20 protein-coding genes are annotated in these 21675 nt (G+C 42.9%); 5 read left to right on the forward strand and 15 right to left on the reverse strand.

All coding sequences use genetic code 11. From position 1 onward, the window contains the following. Positions 1–10 precede the first annotated feature (10 nt). A complete protein-coding gene (locus tag MHB56_RS10200) occupies positions 11–1045 on the forward strand; it encodes a sensor histidine kinase (RefSeq protein ID WP_341144369.1) in 1035 nt (344 codons plus the stop codon). A gap of 6 nt (positions 1046–1051) precedes the next feature. Beyond that, positions 1052–1606 (forward strand): class I SAM-dependent methyltransferase, encoded by a 555-nt coding sequence (locus MHB56_RS10205; RefSeq protein ID WP_081383349.1) that lies wholly within the window; start codon positions 1052–1054, stop codon positions 1604–1606. A 220-nt stretch (positions 1607–1826) separates the two neighbouring features. Here the strand turns inward: MHB56_RS10205 and MHB56_RS10210 are convergent, their stop codons facing one another. Together MHB56_RS10210 and MHB56_RS10215 are read right to left on the reverse strand one after the other, a co-directional pair. Beyond that, a complete protein-coding gene (locus tag MHB56_RS10210; protein WP_248549719.1) occupies positions 1827–2612 on the reverse strand; it encodes a TrmH family RNA methyltransferase in 786 nt (261 codons plus the stop codon). Positions 2613–2653: 41 nt separating this feature from the next. Beyond that, entirely contained in the window at positions 2654–3313 is a 660-nt protein-coding gene (locus MHB56_RS10215) for a potassium channel family protein (protein ID WP_036685517.1), read from the reverse strand. Between the two features lie 234 nt (positions 3314–3547). Between MHB56_RS10215 and MHB56_RS10220 the strand changes: the two genes are divergently transcribed. After that, positions 3548–3784, forward strand: coding sequence for a small acid-soluble spore protein SspI (locus MHB56_RS10220; RefSeq protein ID WP_076130310.1), 237 nt, complete (start codon positions 3548–3550; stop codon positions 3782–3784). A gap of 100 nt (positions 3785–3884) precedes the next feature. Here MHB56_RS10220 and MHB56_RS10225 read toward each other — a convergent pair whose 3' ends face one another. The 13 genes from MHB56_RS10225 to MHB56_RS10285 form a co-directional block, all read right to left on the reverse strand. Continuing rightward, a complete protein-coding gene (locus tag MHB56_RS10225; protein ID WP_076184819.1) occupies positions 3885–5483 on the reverse strand; it encodes a peptide chain release factor 3 in 1599 nt (532 codons plus the stop codon). Between the two features lie 556 nt (positions 5484–6039). Further along, complete coding sequence (zwf, locus tag MHB56_RS10230) at positions 6040–7590, reverse strand: glucose-6-phosphate dehydrogenase (RefSeq protein ID WP_036685526.1); 1551 nt, start codon at positions 7588–7590, stop codon at positions 6040–6042. A gap of 205 nt (positions 7591–7795) precedes the next feature. Next, a complete protein-coding gene (locus tag MHB56_RS10235; RefSeq protein ID WP_341143550.1) occupies positions 7796–8611 on the reverse strand; it encodes a YwmB family TATA-box binding protein in 816 nt (271 codons plus the stop codon). A 191-nt stretch (positions 8612–8802) separates the two neighbouring features. Further along, on the reverse strand, positions 8803–9456 hold the full coding sequence (locus MHB56_RS10240) for a response regulator (RefSeq protein WP_036685532.1): 654 nt from the start codon (positions 9454–9456) through the stop codon (positions 8803–8805). Between the two features lie 18 nt (positions 9457–9474). After that, positions 9475–10509, reverse strand: coding sequence for a sensor histidine kinase (locus MHB56_RS10245; RefSeq protein WP_340394612.1), 1035 nt, complete (start codon positions 10507–10509; stop codon positions 9475–9477). Between the two features lie 31 nt (positions 10510–10540). Next, entirely contained in the window at positions 10541–11188 is a 648-nt protein-coding gene (gene liaF / locus MHB56_RS10250) for a cell wall-active antibiotics response protein LiaF (protein WP_036685537.1), read from the reverse strand. 197 nt (positions 11189–11385) lie between these two features. Next, on the reverse strand, positions 11386–12090 hold the full coding sequence (locus MHB56_RS10255; RefSeq protein WP_036685540.1) for a PspA/IM30 family protein: 705 nt from the start codon (positions 12088–12090) through the stop codon (positions 11386–11388). A 3-nt stretch (positions 12091–12093) separates the two neighbouring features. Beyond that, positions 12094–12561 (reverse strand): PspC domain-containing protein, encoded by a 468-nt coding sequence (locus MHB56_RS10260; RefSeq protein ID WP_076184838.1) that lies wholly within the window; start codon positions 12559–12561, stop codon positions 12094–12096. A 4-nt stretch (positions 12562–12565) separates the two neighbouring features. Further along, positions 12566–13243 carry a PspA/IM30 family protein gene (locus MHB56_RS10265; protein ID WP_036685541.1) on the reverse strand — a complete coding sequence of 226 codons (678 nt, stop codon included), beginning with the start codon at positions 13241–13243 and terminating at the stop codon, positions 12566–12568. 44 nt (positions 13244–13287) lie between these two features. Next, on the reverse strand, positions 13288–13593 hold the full coding sequence (locus MHB56_RS10270) for a LiaF transmembrane domain-containing protein (protein WP_076130307.1): 306 nt from the start codon (positions 13591–13593) through the stop codon (positions 13288–13290). 269 nt (positions 13594–13862) lie between these two features. Then, entirely contained in the window at positions 13863–16376 is a 2514-nt protein-coding gene (locus MHB56_RS10275) for an ABC transporter permease (protein WP_339281417.1), read from the reverse strand. A gap of 22 nt (positions 16377–16398) precedes the next feature. Continuing rightward, a complete protein-coding gene (locus MHB56_RS10280; protein ID WP_341143551.1) occupies positions 16399–18900 on the reverse strand; it encodes an ABC transporter permease in 2502 nt (833 codons plus the stop codon). Between the two features lie 11 nt (positions 18901–18911). Beyond that, positions 18912–19577, reverse strand: coding sequence for an ABC transporter ATP-binding protein (locus tag MHB56_RS10285; RefSeq protein WP_341143552.1), 666 nt, complete (start codon positions 19575–19577; stop codon positions 18912–18914). Positions 19578–19926: 349 nt separating this feature from the next. Between MHB56_RS10285 and MHB56_RS10290 the strand changes: the two genes are divergently transcribed. After that, positions 19927–20610 carry a response regulator transcription factor gene (locus tag MHB56_RS10290; protein ID WP_076130304.1) on the forward strand — a complete coding sequence of 228 codons (684 nt, stop codon included), beginning with the start codon at positions 19927–19929 and terminating at the stop codon, positions 20608–20610. Beyond that, the gene (locus tag MHB56_RS10295) at positions 20607–21644 is read left to right on the forward strand and encodes a sensor histidine kinase (protein WP_076130303.1); all 1038 of its coding nucleotides are present in this window, start codon (positions 20607–20609) and stop codon (positions 21642–21644) included. Before MHB56_RS10290 ends, MHB56_RS10295 begins: the two co-directional genes overlap by 4 nt. Positions 21645–21675 lie beyond the last annotated feature (31 nt).

Raw genomic sequence — 21675 nt, forward strand, 5'->3', positions numbered from 1 at the left:
CTTAATCAGGATGGTGTTGAGTTTCATAATTACCATTGCGATAAATACCTCACTTAGCATCTTGTTCTTTCATTTTGGAAATGCAACAAAATTGGATTGGGTGTTCAATTTTCTTGCCTACCTTCTTACTCCGATGTTTTTCATTATTTTCGTTATTACATTTTTTACATTGACCCGGCGAATCGTCAAAGATTTAATTGCGCTGGAACAAGGACTTCAGATTATATCCGAAGGTAATTTGAGTTATCGGGTAAATGTTGTGCGCCAAGATGAACTAGGACTGGTGGCTTTGAACATCAACCGGATGGCAGAGCGCTTAGAGCAACAGATCATCAAGGAACGCGAAATAGAAAAATCCAAGATGGAGATGATCACGGGGATTTCACACGACTTACGCACCCCTCTTACAAGTATTATCGGGTATATTGAGCTTTTACGTACAGAATCGTACCAAGATAAAAAAGAATACACACGTTTTATTCAAAACACCTATAACAAGGCGCTTCATTTGAAGAAACTCCTTGATGATTTGTTTGAATATACCCGACTTAATTCGGTGGATTCCCGTTTAAATCTGGAGAGAATCGATTTGTCGCAGCTTTTGAATCAATTGTTATTCGAATTCGAACCGATCGCTCAAGAAAACAATGTCCACCTTATAAAAGATATAGATAAGAATCCAATCATCACCTTAATCGACAGTGAGAAAATAGCCAGAGCCATAGATAATCTACTTATGAACGCCTTAAAATATTCCATCAGCCCGGGAAGCATTAGCATACGAATTACAACTGATTCTGAACACTGTACCATTGCGATTGAAAATAAAGGAACTCCCCTCTCACAGGAGCAAGAAAACCGTCTATTTGACCGATTTTATAAGGTTGACCACTCAAGAAAAAGCCAGGGAATTCAAACCGGAGCAGGACTTGGTCTTTCGATAGCTAGGAATATTGCTGAGTTGCACAAGGGTACTTTAACGCTTAAACACACTCATGACGTCTTCACATTCCAACTGAGATTGCCTTTCGGAGAGGATTGCTAATTGATTATGTCTGAATACTTACTTTTCTTACAAGGCTTCCTCAAAGATCCAAAGCGGGTAGGAAATATTCTACCCAGTTCGCAATTATTAGCCAATAAAATAGTCCAGTCTGTACAATGGCATAATGTAAATGCCGTTGCAGAACTTGGAGCTGGTACAGGTGCTATTACACATCTCATGACATCACAATTAACGAATTCTACAAAAGTGCTTTTGTTTGAGCGGAATAAAAAAATGAGAGAACACTTAAAAGCAATTTATCCGGAATGCATTTTCCATTCCAACGCCAGCTACTTACTCAAGAAATTGAATCAGGAAGGCATCCGTGAGTTAGATTGCATAATTTGCGGATTACCATTTTTTAATTTTTCAATTGAAATGCGTGACAAAATCCTACATCAGATTGTTAAGTCACTTAAACCAGGCGGAATTTTAGTTGCATATCAGCACTCGCTGCACATGAAAAAAAGATGGGCTAAACAACTACTTATTGAGAAAATTGAATTTGTGCCTTACACTTTCCCTCCAACATTCGTATATATTTGTCGTAAAAAAGAATGACACATGAATATTCGGAAAACAGTAATTTCTAAAGAATGTATAAGTATTGAGAATGGAAATGGCCAGGCTTATGTGCAGCCAATACTGTTGCAGGATTATAAAAAAGTCCTGATGATCAAGATTATCTTGATCATCAGGACTGGATTTACTGTGAGAAAACTACGTTCCAAACGGTGACAAGATGACTTACAACTCACACCACGTTACAAACGGTGACAATTTATCCCCGCTGTCTCATGCCCTCAAACAGCAAAATCGTCGCCGCCATTGCGGCGTTCAGCGATTCCGCGCGGCCTGCCATCGGGATGATGATACTCTTGTCCACGAGTCGCGCCGTTTCCGGCGAGATGCCTTTTCCTTCGCTGCCAATCAGCAGCCACTGGCTGCCCTGAAAATCGTGCTCATAGCACGATTCTTCGCCCTGCAGCGAAGTGCTCACCAGCAGCGCCCCATTTTCCCGGGCCTGTGGCAAAATCTCACTTAAATCTCCCTCCACCACCGGAAGATGGAACATCGAGCCCATCGTGGACCGGATGGTCTTCGGATTATAGAGGTCGGCACAGCCTTGTCCGAGGATCACTCCGTCTGCTCCCGCTGCATCCGCACTGCGAATGATGGTGCCGACATTGCCGGGATCTTGCACGCCGTCCAGCACAACCACAAGGCTATCCTTCTTCGCTAGGATAGCTTCTACAGCCTGCTGTTCCTTCCGCACGATGGCGAACACCGGCTGCGGCGTATTGGTGCTGCTGCATTTTGAGATGATCGCCGCCGAAACGCCAATCACTTCCATTCCCTGAACGGCCTGAAGCAGCCCCTTAAGTTCAGCAGGCATTCCTTTGTCGAGGTCATAAGCAAGGCATTCCACATCTGCTTCAGCCAGCAGTGCTTCTTGAACCAGATGAACGCCCTCTACGATATATTTACGAGCCTTGTCACGATGCTTTTTCTCCTGTAACCCGGCCCACTCTTTAACCCGCGTATTTTGCGGAGACATGATTTCCATAAAGTCTTCCTTTCTTCTGCCTTGCCATTTATTCTTTGTTCCTACTGATACGCCATCTCCAGCTTCGTCAAATTATCCTTATGCCCAACAATAACAAGGATATCGCCATCGATCAGGCGATCCTCTGCACGGGGAGAGATGTTCATTTCTTCACCTTGGCGGATGGCCATTACGTTGCAGCCAAATCTTGCGCGGATGTCGAGCTCCTGTAGATTTTTTCCGAGCATCGGTCCGGATACCTTCATATCCAGAATACTGTAGTCCGGCGACAGCTCAATATAATCCAATATATTAGGCGAAGCAAGATGATGCGCAACCCGCATTCCCATATCCCGTTCAGGATAAATCACCTTGTCCGCACCAATTTTGCTTAATACTTTGCCGTGCAGTTCACCTTTGGCTTTTGCCAGAATTGCAGGCACACCCAGGTCTTTTAGGATAAGTGTTGTCAGGATGCTAGCTTGTATGTCCTCGCCAATGGCTACAACCACCACATCAAAATTGCGAATACCAAGGGCACGCAGCGCCTCCTCATCCGTGGAATCTGCAGATACGGCATGAGTTACAATACTTGAAATTTCCTGTGTTCGCTGCTCGTCAGCATCAATCGCAAGTACATCAAACCCCATGCCGCTGAGCGCCTTAGCAACACTAGATCCGAAACGCCCCATACCGATGACGGCATATTGTTTTTTGGCCATGTCTATGTACCTCCCGTAGCATTCTATATCTCAAACAGTATAGCATAAGCCAAGAAGAAACGTCATTGCCGTCCTTATGGATGACAACCGTTTCTCGTAGGAATATAAGGATGATATATATGTGTCAAACTTATACTATCTTATATTTGGACAAAAACTTGAATTTCCAGCACCTTTGCAGGGCACATTATAACGAGGTCAATATCACTATATTTTCAAAAAAGGAGGTACATTATGCCCGTTACCATTGACTTGCGCCAGGCGATTATTCATAAAGTGCACGGTCAATCTGAAGAGGATTTACGTCATATGATTGAAGGCTCTGTGGACGGTCCGGAGGCAGCACTCCCGGGACTTGGCGCCGTGTTCGAAATGATCTGGAAGGATTTAGATCCCGCTAAGCAAGATAGGTTGGTTACCATGCTACATGATCACCTGGAGACTATTACCCCTGGGGATATCACATCGTAAACTGACCGCAACTAGTCAAAAACCTCCGCTCACCATGGTGTAACTTCACCTATGGAGGCGGAGGTTTTATTATTACATTCAGAAAGTTATAGCGTCCTAATTATAGTAATGCTTTTGGAGCCATTTCCAGGAATTTAGCTGTCGGGTTCTTATCCATCGCTGTCCGCATAGCATATTCGTTCTCGAACAACACGACAAAATTGCCCTTCTTATCCGTCACCAACGTTGAGTTGATTCTGAATTTGCTCGCATCCGGCTTAGTTTCATCTACGATCCAACGTGCAAACTGGTACGGCATTCTCTGCAACTGAACATCCACACCATATTCACCCTTCATGCGGTACTCAAACACTTCAAACTGCAGTTGTCCAACTACGCCAAGCAAAATATCGTCAAAGTTGACCGTGCGGAACACCTGGATCATGCCCTCTTCAGTCAGCTGATCGACACCCTTCTGGAACTGCTTCGATTTCAATGCATTTTTAATACTCACTTTAGCAAAAATCTCTGGTGAGAACGTTGGCAGCTCATCGAATTCCATATCTCCTGCTTGGCTCAAGGTATCACCAATTCTAAAAATACCTGGATCAAACAGACCGATGATATCTCCCGGATAAGCTTCCTCTACGATATCGCGGTCCTGCGCCAAAAATTGCTGTGGTTGCGCCAGCTTGATATCTTTACCGGCACGTACATGCTTCACGCTCATACCCCGTTCGAATTTCCCGGACACAATACGCAGGAAAGCAATCCGGTCACGGTGAGCCGGGTTCATGTTCGCTTGAATTTTGAACACATAACCAGTGAATTTCTCATTCGTTGGTTCTACTACCCCTATAGTACTGCGGCGTGGTTCAGGCTTCGGTGCCAGATCCAAGAAATTATCGAGGAAAGTCTGTACGCCAAAATTGTTGATCGCACTGCCAAAGAACACAGGTGTGAGTTCACCACTTAATACTTTTTCATAGTCAAAAGCATCGCCTGCTACATCCAGCAGCTCCAGATCCTGACACAGTTGATCATGCAGATACTCTCCAGCCATTTCACGAATGATTGGATCACGGTATCCGTCAACCTTTTGAACCTTGATTACGGAGTGATCGTCACCTTGGAATAGCTCTACCTGATTTTTCATCCGGTCATATACGCCGCATAGCTCACGTCCACTACCGATCGGCCAGTTCATTGGCACAGAACGAATACCAAGAACCTGCTCCAGCTCTTCCATCAGATCAAACGGGCTACGTCCTTCACGGTCCAGCTTGTTAATAAAGGTAAAGATCGGAATACCCCGTTTAGCACATACCTGAAACAGTTTGGTGGTTTGGGCTTCCACACCTTTTGCCACGTCAATAAGCATGACCGCACTATCCGCTGCAGTTAGGGTACGGTAGGTGTCCTCACTGAAGTCTTGGTGACCCGGTGTATCCAAAATGTTCACGCGATGATTCAAATAATCAAACTGCATCACGGAAGACGTTACAGAAATCCCCCGCTGCTTCTCAATTTCCATCCAGTCACTCGTCGCATGCTTATTCGCTTTACGGGCCTTAACCGTTCCCGCCAGACGGATCGCGCCACCGAATAACAGCAGTTTCTCCGTTAAAGTTGTTTTACCCGCATCCGGGTGGGAAATGATCGCAAAGGTTCTGCGTCTATCCACTTCCTTTTGCAGCTTCTGATCTATTGCTTTGTTCATTACACATATCCCTTCATATATAAAATTCCTGCTTCTGCTTCAATTACACTGGGGTTCATCAAATCGGTGCTCTGCTCATTGTTCATACCCCTTCATTTCTGAATGAATAGCTCTTAGGTCTAGCTCCAGTCCGCTTCAAGTGAAAGCATCCTCTAAAGTATATCAAAATCCGGCAGACATTATCTACTAAAAAGCGCGTGCCGCAAAATATCTCCTGAATGGTCTGGATTATGATCCCCACATATCATCGCTCAAGAAAATAGATGTATTTCCTACACTTACTTGAAGTATTAGCATTTTCATTAGCCTTTAGTTGCATTTGATGCAATTAAAAATAAGTTGTGCACGCTTTTCCGCCTTATCCGGTGATTATAGTTGCAGAAAATACATCTAAAAGACTAATCACAACGAGATAAGCGATTTTAATTGTACAAAGTGCAGTTATTAGAACAGTGCCCAGATCCCCCAAATACCGTCTGAAGTCCGATCTTTTAGATCTTAGCATTACAAAAAATCTCCCTGCATCCTCTGCAGGGAGATAGCATTAACTCAAGGTTTAGTTATTCTTCAGCCAAACCACATTATCTTCATCTTGGCCGTTTACAGGCCACCAATGGAAACCTTCTTTAGCAAGCAGTTCATCTGCTTCCACTGGACCCCAAGAGCCAGCAGGATAAGAAGATAAGTCGCTAGACTCTTCGCTCCATGCTTTCGCAATACGATCCACGAATGACCATGCCGAGGATACCTCATCCCAACGAGTGAAATAAGTGGAATCGCCGCGTGCGGCATCATGTAGCAAGCGCTCATATGCTTCCGGAGAATTGATTCCAACCAGGCAGCTCTGACAGAAGTCCATAGCCAGCGGTTGAATCTCAGACTCTGAACCCGGTTTCTTGGCATTAATCTTTACATAAATGCCTTCCATTGGGTTCACACGGATTACAAGGAGGTTAGGCTCAAGTTTATGCTTTTGTCCCAAATAAACGTTGGTTGGCATACCTTTGAACTCAACTACCACTTCCGTCGTCTTCACCGGGAGACGTTTACCTGTACGGATGTAGAAAGGAACTCCAGCCCAGCGGAAGTTATCTACAAATACACGGGCAGCAAAATACGTCTCTGTATTCGACTCAGGGTCAACCTTATCTTCCTGACGGTAAGCAGGAAGGGTTTTGCCTTGGTGTAAGCCTTGAATATATTGTGCTCTTACGACATTCTCACGCACCTCATCAGATGTCGCATAAGGACGAAGGGAACGAAGTACCTTCACTTTCTCATCACGAATATCTTCTGCGAGCAGACGGCTTGGTGGTTCCATTGCAATCATAGTCAGCAGTTGCAGTATATGATTCTGGCCCATGTCCCGTAAGGCTCCCGCATGGTCATAGTAACCACCGCGTTCTTCTACACCTACGGTTTCGCCAAGTGTAATTTGAATATTGGCAATATGTTTATTATTCCAGAGCGGTTCGAAAAAAGCATTAGCAAAACGAATCACTTCGATATTCTGTACCATTTCTTTACCAAGATAGTGGTCAATCCGGTAAATTTCCTCTTCTTTGAAGACCTGACGAATCTGTTCGTTCAGCTGTTCAGCCGACTCGAGATTATAGCCAAAAGGCTTCTCAATTACGAGGCGATTCCAACCCGTACTATCCAGCATCCCACCAGCTTTAAGGTTGAAGGAGACACTGCCGAACAATTCAGGCGCCAGCGCAAGATAGAACATCCGATTGCCCGGAATACTGAATTTCTCTTCAAGAACTTCAGTTTGTGCTCTTAGCTCGCGGAAACCATCAATATTGTTAATGTCCAGAGATTTGTATTCGAAATGCTGTACAAACTCATTCCATTCGCTTTCTTCTCCCGCTTTGTAACGGCAGAATTCAAGGATGGATTCCTTCACATCACTTCTAAATTCTTCCTGAGTACGCGGGCGCCGCGCCACGCCAATTACCGCAAAATCTTGTGCCAGCTTACCTTCACGGTACAAGCTGTAAATCGCCGGGAAAAGCTTACGCCGGGCTAAGTCTCCGGTTGCCCCAAAGATAAAAAAGACAGCACCGGGTGTGTGCAGTGCATCAAGGGTTTGATTTTCAGCCATGGCTCCTCATCTTTCTGTATGTAATATAGTTTATTGACATGCTCAGCGTCGATACTAACATAAGGTGAATAACGACGTTATGTCATTTTAGCATATTCCTAAAAAGGATGCTATCACATTCCTGACAAATACTCTCGGGATTTCGCAAATTTCAATTAATATTTCTTATTATTAACTATATCTGCGCTTATATAAGAGAAAAATGTCAATATTCGATGGTTATTAAAGGAAAGCCTATAGTTACGCGGTTTGTCCCCTTCTGATCTTCATGATGCACTGCGATTTGGGCAGAAACTAACTGATTTCCACTCATCACAGAGCGATTCAAATTAGGAATCGAATACGTACGGCTAACCGTTGAGATATCCTTGTAGCTTTCTCCTCCGGTCACAGCTTCAAACTGTTCATCCATTAATGACTCCGTCTGTGCTAGAACTTTTTCAGGTGCTCCCTGTTCTTGCGCGCTTCCTTGAAGGGATACATTCCATTCCGCCTTAATTTTATTCTGTTCAAGAATCATACTTACTTCACGAGCAGCCGCTTGAAAGCCAGCTTCATTTTGCAGATCAGCCGTTTCTAACGTTACAATCACATAACTGTTGCCTTCGCTAAGCTCACTCCAAAATAAGGAGAGCCGCGATTCATATGGTTTTACAGCTTCTGTACGATACGTCATATGTCCATCTTCCTCAGTACCTGACGGTACATTCAATCCGAGACTTGTGCTTAACTTAGCAACTTCGGCAGACAGATCCGCGTAATTGCTGCTTTCTCCCTGCCACTTTAACACTAAACGCAGCAGTGAATCAGAAACGGTTGTTTCTTTTCCGAGATCTATTAAACTCACAAGAGCATGATTCAGTTCGGCTCCTGTTGAAGCTTGGTTAACGCCCTCATCAAGAACGGTTGAATTCGCTTTAACACTTTGCAGATTAACTAGCAGAGCCGCAGCACAGCACACGATTATCATTATAAAAAAAGTCCCTTTTTTTGTTCCGTTGTTCAGCTTCATCTTCCGCATATGTCATTCTCCCTTCGAACCTCTCTAGCAATCTACTAGACAGTATGTTCGAATTAGGAGATTCTATACCTGAAATATTCCCACAAAGAGAGGGATTTGCTTCAATGCGTACTCAGATACTTTGCGGAGGCCCCAAAACTACTTTCTTGTACAATAAAAAGGACTGAAGCAGAGGCTTCAGTCCTTTGTTGTTATTCAGCTAGTCCATTTTTATATGCATAAATTGCTGCTTGGGTCCGGTCTTCTACGCCCAGCTTCGCGAGAATATTCGTCACATGAAATTTCACAGTTTTGATTCCAATAATTAGTTGATCGGCAATATCCTGATTGGATTTACCTTGCGCCAACAGACGTAATACTTCCATCTCGCGCTCCGTAAGCTCTTTATAAGCAGGTGATTCTCCTTTTGCATTGTTTCGAAAACGGTTCATCATTTTAGAGGCCACCTGTGACTCAAGCACGGACTGTCCTCTTGCCGCAGCGCGGATCGCATCCGCCACTTCACTAGCCCGCGAAGTCTTCAGCAGATAACTAAAGGCGCCCGCTTCAATAACGGGATACATCTTTTCATCGTCCAAATAGCTTGTTAGAACAATAACTTTGATCTCTGGGTACTGCTTCATCAGCTGTTTAGTCGTTTCTATGCCATCCATCCCATCCATTACGAGATCCATTAAGACCACATCGGGATTGTACTCTTGAGCCAGCCGAATACCTTCTTCTCCACTTCCAGCTTCACCTACGACCTCAATTCCATCCTCGGTACCTAAAACTGCTGCTAGCCCGATCCGTACCATTTCATGATCATCTACGAGTAGTACTTTAATTGCTTCCTCCATCTCCATGGTTACTCTTTCCTCCTATTATTCATTGACTAACGGAACGGTAATTTCAATACGCATTCCTTTACCCGGAGCGGTAATGAACTGAATGGAGCCTCCGATTTCATTAATCCGCTCCTGCATGTTCGACAAACCATAGGAAGCTTGTTTGGTGTCGTCCATCTCAAAGCCGATCCCATCATCACGCAACGTCAAGCGAACTGTATCTCCCCGTCTATGCAGCCGGATTTCTATTTTTTCTGCTTTCGCATGACGAAGTGTATTAGAAATCGCCTCTTGGACGATACGGAACAAGTGATTCTCTACCCCTTTTAACAGCTGCACATCAGGGTCCATCTCAAATACAATTTCGATCGGTACCTTGACCTTAAGCTCCTTGATCAATTCCTGCAGACCTTGTTCGAGTCCCTTTCCTTCCAAATAAACAGGTCTCAAATGCAGCAGCAATGCCCTCATCTCCGATTGGGCTACGGCAGACATTTCTTCTATAAGCGCAATTTGCCGCTGGGCTTTATCGAAATCCTTCTCCAATGTCCGGCCTACCGCCGTGGCAGTCATGGAGATTGCAAATAGCTGCTGGGAAACAGCGTCGTGCAGTTCACGCGCAAGCCGCTGCCGTTCCTCCATAATAGCAGATACCCGCGCCTGCTCCGCAAGCTTCGCGTTATTCGTGGATAACCGCTGCAGCGTCGTCACTTGATTCTCCCATTTGCCGCTAATCCGGCCAAGCTGTTCTCCGAGCCTTCCCAGCTCATCATCACCTAGATCCGGCATGGACAGCGTCAAATTCCCCTTTTCCCATAATACGAGGGTCTGCCTAAGACGTTCCAACTGCCGCTTCACACGAAAGCTCTGATAAAAGCCATAACCAATCCCAAAGCCCATAGGCAGAAGAATTAGAGTGACGGCTGTCCGCACGCCAAATTTCCAGCTTTCAAAAGGCTTCAAATAGCCATATGTATACATGACATACATTATCACAAGCAGCATGACCAAAGAGAACAGAGCCCCCTCACCCATGCTGCGTGATATCATGTTTTTGTTCTTTTTTTCCATGCGGGGGACTCTCCCTTCTCTATCAAGCTTTTCAAGATAGTCGTACATCTAGATCTCCCATTAAATAAGAAACACTAAATTTCACTTTGTATTCACTGCTGTCATAATTAGCTGATTTCCAATTCAGACGGTTCAACATCCCTGTATCTCGCTGGTTGCCGAATTCAATGGACCCAAAGAGCACAAAAGCTTCAATTTCCACGCCGTAATCATCGGACAGGTTAATGTCCATATCGCCAAAAATCCCTTGAAACAGCATGACCGTTTCCTTATGATCCGCCATAGCTAATGAAAGATCCACATCGGCCTCACCCAGTACATGCCAAGAGCTAAGGCTGTGCATCACCCAAGGTGAGCGGTCCCAGTCAAATCTGGATGAAAAGTTCTGCTTCTGCATAAACCCTTCCTTACGCTGTACTCTTTTGGATTTGGTAAAAAACATCCCAAGTGAGATTAAACAAATCCCCAGCACGAGCACCAAATGGTCCAGCAAAAGCAATACAGCACCTATCCCGAGCAGTTTATAGCCCTGCTTTACTTTGCCTGATGTCGTACGGTAGACTCCCAGCAGCAGGAACAGAAGCGCGACAATGGAGAAAAAGCCGAGCCATCTACCAAAAATCATCATGCAGCCAACAGCAATCAGTCCGATGGCAATCAAACGGTTTCGTTTATCCATTTCGCACCTCCTAAAAGTTTTGCGAAGCAAAACTCATTTTATACTATCGGTTAGATATCCGTCACTATGATGAGGAATATTATCACCGTTAAATATTATAGCTAGCCGCTATAAAAGCCATATCGGTATGGAGATCCATACCGTATGGCTTCTTCTTGTCCAGCATATCATATCCGTCCAAGTTTTAGGAACAGGATTTATTGTTCTTTTTTGTTTAGAGAAGGAGCCGCGGGTGTATCATTCAGCTTGTTTTTCAGTAGTGCCAATTGCTCATCCACTTTCAGTTGCTTCTCAACATCAACGGGTTTGCTATAAGCAGCGGATGGGCTGTAAGGTGCACGCATTACATCTGCTTCAGCCTCAAGCTGCATAATTTTCTCTTCCATCCGGTGGAATCCGAGTGATGCACTGCCACTTTCAATGGAATGTACGCTGCTGATTTGCGACATTTGTTTTTTAGCTTTAGCCATTTGAGCACGGGATACAAGCTCGTTACGTTTGTTGCGCAGCTTGTAGAACTCATCCTTCATGTCATGCAGTTGTTGCACTAATTCCTTAGCGTGTACTTCAGCTTGTGCGTGAAGATCACTGTACTCCACTTGCTTTTGGTCAAAGTAGATTTTTTCTTCCAACAGCTTGCGAGTTACTTCTTCTTGGCCATTTTTCAGTGCCAGTTCAGCTTGTGATCCACGTTGTGCAGACATTTTTGCTGCTTCTTCCACACGTTGCTTCATACGGCGTTCGTTAGCCATTTGTTTAGCAACTGTTACTTCTGCTTCGTGAATTTCAGCCTCCATATCGCGCAGATATTGGTTAAGCATTACGATTGGGTCCTCTACCTTATCCAACAAGTCATTTACCGACGCTTTTGTCATATCTTTAATTCTTTGAAATACTCCCATGATTTACAATTCCCCTTTCTCATATTTAGACAGTTTTTGTTTGAGTTCTTCTACTTCTTTTTGCAAAGCCTTCTTCTCAATATCCTTCATCATCGCATCCAAACCGGAGTCCGGTGCGGAATAAGCGTTGTTCTTCTCAAAATTAGGATTGTAATTTGGCTGGCGTCCATAAGGTCCATATCCGCCAGTAGCTTGTGGTCCGTGTCCATGTTCCGGTCTGCCTGAGTAGGGTCCGCCGAATGGGCCACCCGGTGCCCCAGGCCCTGGTCCAAATGGATTATAATGCGTCGGTTCCTTAGGAATGACCATTGCTGCAATGAAGTATACCGGAATCACCGCACCACCTGTAAACGGAATGCTGACCAGTAATAGAATCCGGAATAACGTGGAATCAATACCGAGTGTCTCAGATAATCCACCTGCAAGACCCGTCATCACTTTATCTCTTGTTGAACGATACAATCGACTCATAGCGCTACTCCTTTCCACCATTGTTCAGTTTCTCCTTTAGGCGAGCCATTTCTCTTTCGAGTACGGTCGCTACGGTCTCACCCGCTTGCACCGCATATTCCTGTCCCATGCGCCGCAAATCACGCAAGCTCTTTGCTTCTAATTCCCAATCCGACATCTGATCTTCCAGACGTCCGAACATTTTGGGAACATCACCACCATTGCCATAAGCACTGGCTCTTTGATTCATCCGTTGCTGCAATCGCAGCGACTCCATTCGTGCCGAATAATACTGACGTTTGCTGTACACCGTTTGATACTCTATTTTCAGCTCATTCAGCTGAGCTTCAAGTTCAAACAAGGATTGCTTGCTCTGTTCTAGCAGCCCGCTATATTGCTCCAGTTTTTCCTCGTGAATGATCTTTTCTTGTAAAGCCAGCTTCGCGAGATGATCCTCGCCTGCTTTAAGTGCCAACAACGCCTGCTCTTCACGTTTGTTTCTCATGGCAGTTGCTTGGTTCACTTGCTGCTGCAATTGCTTCGTGTGGGAAGCATATTGCTGGTACAGCCTTTCAGCTTCACTGATTTCCTCACGGGTTGAATGTAGAAATTGATCAATTAGTTTCACGGGATCTTGGCTTTGCTCCAGACGTTCGTTTAGATTAGCTACAGTAATATCCCTCATGCGACGAAAAACACTCATGATCTCCTGCTCCCTCCCTGCTTCTTGTTTAAGTACATTGCTTCTTAATAAGTACCCTTGTTACTTCTGCCCTTTAATGCTGATACGCCCCAGACGATCAACGCCACTCCTAGAAGTGGTCCAATGATCCAGGAAAGCTTCGCGATCAGGGACATCACACCAATGAACATCAGTACCCAACCAATAATCTTGCGTCCGCTCTTAATCCCGTAGTACCCGAGAACAACCAGCAATACCGGGAAAAGTAATCTGAACATTCCGTGGATCAGAGGAAGCGCAATGCCGAGCAGCATAACCGCACCAATCACAATCAGTACAACCGCTAATCCGTTTCCTTGTCTTCTTTGCATTTTTTCTCACCGCCTTTCGTTGTCCTTAACCTTATAGCCTTATTCTAGGGTAAATCGCAGACTTTCAAAACAGACCAACGACGGTTTTTCGTACTGGACCTTAGTCGAGGTAGCTGTACGACTACAGACCACTGTTGGGCTAGTTGTAGCTCATAACCAACCTTTGCACATATAAATGGGAATGCACCCATCAAAAATTAAAAGGACACCACCCTATATAGGTGATGCCCTTTTGAACTTTCCTTTAGGGTTAACTATGCGGCTCTTTATCAAAAAACCTCGCTCCGTAATCTTTCAATAATAGTCTTCTTAGATATGCTGTGGTAACACAAAACGGGTACTACAATAGAGATCAGCATAAAGGGGATTATACTAAGTAAAATAGGGGTTAATGTAAAAGTCCAAGTAAAATAATCAAGTTCTGCTCCCATTGCGGGTACTAGGGTAGTATTTGCCAAGCTTCCTAGCACAATCGAAAACATCAGCCCTAGGAAGGCATACCCGACCCCCTCAAAGATAAGCATTTCTTTTACCTGCTTATCCGTCATGGCTATTGATTGCAGCATGGCAATTTCTCGTTTTCTGGTTAAAATAGAAGTTTGCATGGAATTTATGAAATTCAGAATCCCAATAACACCTAGCAGAATACAAAATGCACCTCCTACCACCTCATACATAAAGATTAAACTACGAAAGGTTTCTCTAGAAGTATTCTTCGAATAGAAATCCAATCCGGTATCCGTATGTAAGCAATAGTCCTCCAGCCATTTTTCTGTCTGAGTTAAATGTTCATCATCTACATTAAAGATTGTATACATTGGCAGCATAGAATCTGCATGGGCAAGCAGTTCATCCGAAGGCAACAAATACTCTAATCCTATATCATAATATGCCACTGAGTGAATAGCTCCCGGAAAATCAACAATGGCAAGCACTTCATATTCCTTTTCCTTTCCGTTTCCAAAACTCACTTTAACTTTATCTCCCGGATGATAAATGCTGCTTGTACCATCTAGGAATTTCTTACAGTTAGTAACATAGATTCCCTCTCCTTTCTCCCAGCGTTTTTGATCCAAAGCTCCTTCCTTTACTTGAATCATCTGTGCCGGCCACTCACTGAAACCAAATGTATTCACTATTGATCTCCGTTTCACCATTTCCTGAGAACTCAGAAATTCCTCTTGGTCCTTTTCATTCATCAAGCCGACTTCTCTTTTCAGCGCAGACATTGCCTGATCACTTAAATTTTGTGTTAAAGGGAGTACATAAACATTACCGCTATTTTCAAGCCCGTCCAATGACTCTACTTGTTTTATGAACTCATTGCTTACACCGGAAGTATCAAATGGAGGCGAATTATTTATGATCGAAGTATCAGCAACCGTAAAGTCCGAAACAGACTGAAACTCAATGAACTTATTAAAATCAAAAGAATGCACAAGACCATAAGTACTATTAAGAATAACCAAACTAAGTGTAAAAGAAAGCGTGACGATGATCACTTTTCGGGGGTTCCTCTTTAAATTAGCCATTGCTAGACGAACGGATGTTATTGGTTGAGCTTTTTTCTTTTTTCTTCTTAGTTCTCCCGCCTGTTTTCCTTCAACATAACTTAGAGCTTCTATTGGAGAAACCCTTGATGCAACCTTTGCTGGCCCTAAGCAACTTAATAACACTGTGCAGAGGCTGAATATAGCGGCAATAGCAAAAATAAGCGGGTGTACACTTGTTACGACGCGCATATCTTCACCAAAAATATCGATAATAGCCGGAACAAGAAAACGACCGATCGTCCAACCTATCACTAGTCCAAAAGGAATACCGATACAAGCAAGATATATTGCCTTATAACGAACCATTCTTTTGATTTGTTTTGAAGTTGTCCCAATGACTTTTAATAAACCATAAGATTTAATTTCTTGTGCAATTGAAATATAGAATATATTGTAGATTAACAAATATCCAGCTAAGGAAATCACTATGATTACAAGGAAACCTAGAAGTATATTTTGAGGTTCAGATCCTAGAATATCATAAGAAGCGTTAACAGTTATTTGACCATCAAAATCACTTCTGCTGGCAAGTTGTTCAGATTTCGTTTCAATATCCCACGTATTCGAAAACCAAAATTGACTGTTGATATAGCCTGAGTACACATTGGGACGGTTGTTCCATGGTTCAGTTGCCACAGGAGCTATTAAATCTGCATATTCACGAGAAAGCCAAATATTTTGACGCCAAGAGAGCGGATTTCCATCCCAAATTCCACAAACGGTAAAGGTATCTGTTATTGTTTTTTCATCTGTTTTGAAGGTTAACGAAATAGATTGACCTAATGTATGGGGAAGACCCAGCGCATCCAATACCAAGGTGCTTACACTTATGTCTTTCTTTTGCTGTGGCATGTTTCCAAGCTGTGGTAAGCTATACGCCCATTTTGCATACTTTTCCTCACCATACCTCACTTCTGTAGGTAACTTAGAAAAGGCAACCCCCTGTGCATCACCGATAAGAACCGAATAGGAGATGTCCTTAATCATTAAATCTGAAGAGACTCTTTTATACTCAGGCATAGACATTTGATGAAATCCACCATGAGCATTGCTCCCCGCGATTCTCATCTTGTTGTCTTTCATTGACTCTAACAAACTCCCTGCAATAGTAAATACACTGGTGAACATAATCGCAGCCAAGGCTATTGCCAGAATAGCAAAATAATTTTTGCTAGATTTAAGAGAGCGCTTTGCCAACTTTTTCATAGTTTTTCCACTATTGTGTTTCAAAGTTCCCACCTCCCTTGCATTATTATTCTGCTTGTCTTAGCTGTTCAATAACACTTGAACGGGAAATAGATTTGTACAACAAACCAGGAATTATTGAACAGATCAACAAAACAACCCCCGAATATATGATTAAAGAGGTGACCGGATATCTAAACACTCCATAGCCTATATATTCATGCAATATATTAAAGACCAGATAACTAATGCCACTACCCACTATTAATGTAAGAACAAAAGCAATTAGAGCAAACCAGATTCCTTCAAAGGTGATCAGCCATTTAATCTGCTTCTTCGTCGCGCCAATAGATGCTAGAACAGCAAACTCCTGTTTTCTGGATACAATGCTTACTAATATAGTGTTAATAAAATTCAAAACACCGATGCTGCTTAAAATGATAATGATAACAATAGAAAGATTGGAAAAAGACTGCTTTAAGTCAGCAAACGCTTTTGCCTGTTCAATTTTTGAGGTGCCTGAAATGCTGCTGTCTCCGCTTGTAAGTAGTTTAACCTCATTCAACACATCCTGTTCTTTTCCTTTTTGCGCATTAATCTTAATAGAGTAAATCACAGCATCAGAATGATATTTGTTGATAACATTATTTGACACAATTAGCCATGGAGCAGCACCACTATTCATAGCATCACGTTCAAACGTCATTTGACCGCCAATTTTCACCTTATAGCTCTTGTTGTTGTCAATTACCGTGAAGGGTATCTGTACACCTATTGGAATGCCATTCCCATTAATATCAGTTACCAATGCTATCTTCCCTTTGGAAAAGTCGCTTAAATTAATCGGGTTCTTAGCAGTACGGTTATACTCCTCCAGTTTTTTATCATCAATGCCGATCAATAAACCCCAAAAGTTAGTTTTAGGATCTTCTTCATAATGTTTTTTATCTCTGAGTTCCTCATTCACACCTGCACGAAATTCATTGTAATTTCGCAGCCACTCACCATGAGTACTATCTGAATAATGCTGGAAAATAGATACTACCGTCGTTCGTTCGAGTTCACGGATCCCGTTTACTGCGGAAATTTGCGACAGCAACTCAGGAGTAAAGTGCTGCTCCTCTGTTGGATTAAAACTGGCTCTGGTCATTTGGTTATACATAGCAATGTCGTATTTAACCTCTGCATTGATGTATTCCTCCGCACTGAAGGATTTTAGAAATGTGGAAAGCACCACAAGTGCAGTGCTGCCTAAGAAGAGCGTTAACACAACAAAAAGCAATCTTTTTTTACTACGGAGTATATTTTTTAACGACATATACGGTATTTTCGCACCATGTCTACCTCTTGATTTTTGTTTTCCGGATTGTGTATCAGTATGTTTCGACGCTTCAATCGGAGAAATTCTCCCTGCCTTCTTTGCAGGTGCTCTATAGCTTAAAAATAGAGTTAACGCTGAGAAAAATAGGGCCAAGAGCAACACCCATAAGTTGACTTGCCTATCTATGGATGAGAAACCCTCATACGAAGATAAGGCAAGCGGCACTACGTAAAATGAAAGCCCCCATCCCAACAGCATCCCCACAGGCAGGGCAAAAAAGGCTACTTTAGCAACACTGTAATAGACAATTTGCTTGATTTGCGCACTAGTCATTCCCAGCATTTTCAGCAGCCCATAAAATCGTACGTCTCGAGTAATAGAGATATACGCAACGTTGAAAATAATAAGGTATCCATCAAACATAAAAAACAAAACCATTATTACTGCAACCAGTGAATCCTTGACATTCATATTCAATTTACCGTCATATGAAGGAATCAACTGCTGATTTCCATCCAAATCAATGGAGGCTCGAATCTGCTCGATTTTATCGTGATAATGTCTGGTATCTTTAAATAATAACCCTACAAGATTCGGCACTTCCTGCGGATATTCTCTTAAAAATGTTTCTGAAAAAAAGACAATTCGATTGTTTTCAGAATTGATATTTGCCGTGTCCTCATAGAATCCAGACAGAGTAAAGGGAAGGCTCTGAACCTCTGCGTCGCCGTTTTTTGAAATATCACTGATAGCAACAGACAATGAAACCTCCATTCCAGTCTGCGGCTTTGAGTATCCCAACCTATTCAACAGCCATGTTGACATCATGATTTCATTGCCTTTAGCAGGATAGGTACCCTGCATATTATCTACAAGTGATCCGCTATATTCCTCCCAATTTGTAGAACTGATCATCTGTATATCAATCCCAGCCTGTCCCTTATTATTGACAAGTGATCCCATTTTGGTTTGAATATTCATTTCAGGCTTTAAAATATCAAATTTACTTAATAAATCTAATTGATTCTGTGTTGGACGACTCAAAATAACATTAGCACTTGTCCCGGTTTCTTTCATTTCTTGATGTTTAGATAATTTCAAGTAACTGTAAAATGTGCTGCAAGCTGCTGTAATCAGAATGGTCGTAAGAATGATGGCGCATGCCAATATAATATTTCTGGTTTTGTTTGCCTTATAGTATCTCTGAAATAATTTTCGGATGACGGATGAAGAATGATTTCTATACATTTTTTCCCTCTCTAATCCACGATTTTCCCATCCTCCATACGGAGAATCCGATCAGCACGCAAGGAAATTTCGTTGTTATGTGTAATCATAATGATTGTTTGATTTAGTTGGTGACTAGTCATTTCCAGCAGCTTGATTACCTCTTCACTTGTTTGACTATCCAAATTTCCAGTGGGCTCATCGGCAAGGATAATAGCGGGCTTCATCGCTAAAGCCCTTGCAATTGCTACACGCTGTTGTTGGCCCCCAGACAAATTGTTGGGTAAATTATTCAGCTTCTCCTTCAGTCCTAACATCCTTACAATGATGTTCACATACTCCTTATCCACCTTGTTTCCATCAAGTTCAATCGGCAGAACGATATTCTCGTAGACATTAAGTATCGGCATTAGATTATAATTTTGAAAAATGAACCCGATATTTTTACGTCTAAAAATCGTAAGCTGATCACTGTTCATCTTTGACAGTTCTTTCCCATTCACTTCTACGGTGCCAGAGGTAGGATTATCAAGGCCCCCGAGCATATGCAGTAGCGTAGACTTACCGCTGCCGGAAGTCCCAACGATAGCCACAAATTCACCTTGCTCCACACTCATTGTTATGCCATCCAACGCTTTGACAGGGTTTGGTTCACTACTGTAATACTTTCTCAAGTCGTTAGCTTTTAATATACTCATGCACAACCCCTCTATTTCTTTAGAATATCTGATTCTTCATGTGTCATACCGTCGTGAAATTTCTTGCAATACCAATAACTAGAATAAATAGTGTGTGCTTCGACATTTTTTTCCAAGATCCACTTTATTCCAAAAATTTACTATTTTATATAAAAAAATTCGTTTACAATGTTTTTTTTGAGGACTATACTAACTATTTGTTCTAGAAAATTACATTTAATATACAATAAAACATTTTTAAAGATTATAAAGAAAAGTCCACTTTCAACTGTCTACTAAATAAAAATCTCGCTTTCGAATAAATCCCGAGAATGTATAATGATCAAATAAGAAACAAAGGAGAATTACTATGAACATACTGATCGTTGAGGACGACCGTAGTTTAAATAAAGGGATCGCTCTCACTCTTTCTCAAAACAATGTCATGATCCATCAAGCCTACGATATTGCCGCGGCGGAGCATATTTTCGCAGTTAACCCTATTGATCTCATCATTCTGGACATCAATCTGCCAGACGGCAGTGGACTGGATTATTGCGAGCAACTTCGCAAGACCTCACGCGTACCCATTATTTTCCTAACCGCCAATGATATGGAGTCCGACATTATCACCGGTTTTGCATTGGGGGGCGATGACTATATCACTAAACCATTCAGCCTAATGGTGCTTCGCGCCAGAGTAATGGCAGTGCTCAGAAGAACGGAATCACTAGGGACTGGAAAAATAACATTGGGTCCCTTAGAACTCGATTTTGAGAAACTGGAGTACAGCAAAAATAAACAATCGCTCCAGCTGAGCAAAACTGAGCAAAAACTGCTGCGGCTGCTGGTGACGAATACGGGCAATATTTTGACCCGAGAACAGCTGATAGACAAGATCTGGAGCAAGGATGCCGAATTTGTGGATGAAAACGCATTGACAGTAGCCATCAAACGGCTGCGTGCTAAACTTGAGGATGACCCGGCAGCACCCAAATATATCAAGACCATTTACGGACTTGGATACATGTGGACTGAAGGGCAAAAACCATGAAAACCAATAGCCCACCTGCTAATTTCAAGCAAATTCATAGGCTCTTTTTACTGATCATCCTTATACTAGTAGCCTGTTTTATCGGCAGTATAATGTTTCTGTACGGGTTCGACCCCACTCTGCTCCAACTGACTTCTCTATTTATCATCTGTATATTAGCGACAGGAGCCGTATGGGTCTGGTTATGGAACCGCCAGATCGCAATCTATATACAGACCTTGGACACTGCGATTGAACGGGCTATACATGACCTGCCGCCACTCACTAACTATGAAGAAACCGCTCTGTCTTCGATGGAACATAAACTAAAGCGGTATATAGGGATGGCTAAGGCGAATGAACGAAATATCCAAACAGAGAAAAACAAAATAAAAGAGCTGATCTCGGATATCTCCCATCAAACCAAGACCCCCCTCTCTAATATCATGGTATTCAGTCAGTTGCTCGAAGAGATGCCCGGACTAAATGAGAATGTCCGGCACTACATACAGCATATTAAAGCGCAGTCAGATAAGTTGGATTGGCTGATTCAGTCTCTAATCAAATTATCACGTTTGGAAACAGGAATGATCTCCCTACAGCAGATTGAGGCGAAACCGCTCATACAAACTCTGACGCAGGCTTTATCCCAGATTTATGCACAAGCGGAAAACAAACAAATTACGATCAATATTGACTGCGGGACACACATCTTAGCCTGCCACGATGTCAAATGGACAAGTGAAGCACTATTCAACCTGCTCGAGAATGCTGTGAAGTACACACCGCATAACGGACAAATTTCCGTTCTTGCTGAAAGCAACGAGATGTTCACCTGTCTCCACCTTACCGATACTGGACTTGGAATCCCCAGCGAAGAAATCCCTCACATCTTTAAGCGGTTTTACCGAGGAAAGCAAGCGCGTGAATTCGAGGGGGTCGGCATCGGGTTGTTTTTGTCCAGAGAGATTATCACGGCGCAAGGCGGCCATATCAACGTCATTTCTGAAACTGGAAAAGGTACAACTTTCTCTGTTTACCTGCCCCAGCGCTGAAATAGAATGTGTCATTATGGTCAGAATTCAG

It is taken from the genome of Paenibacillus sp. FSL H8-0315, assembly GCF_038005365.1.
GTDB lineage: Bacteria > Bacillota > Bacilli > Paenibacillales > Paenibacillaceae > Paenibacillus_AQ > Paenibacillus_AQ odorifer.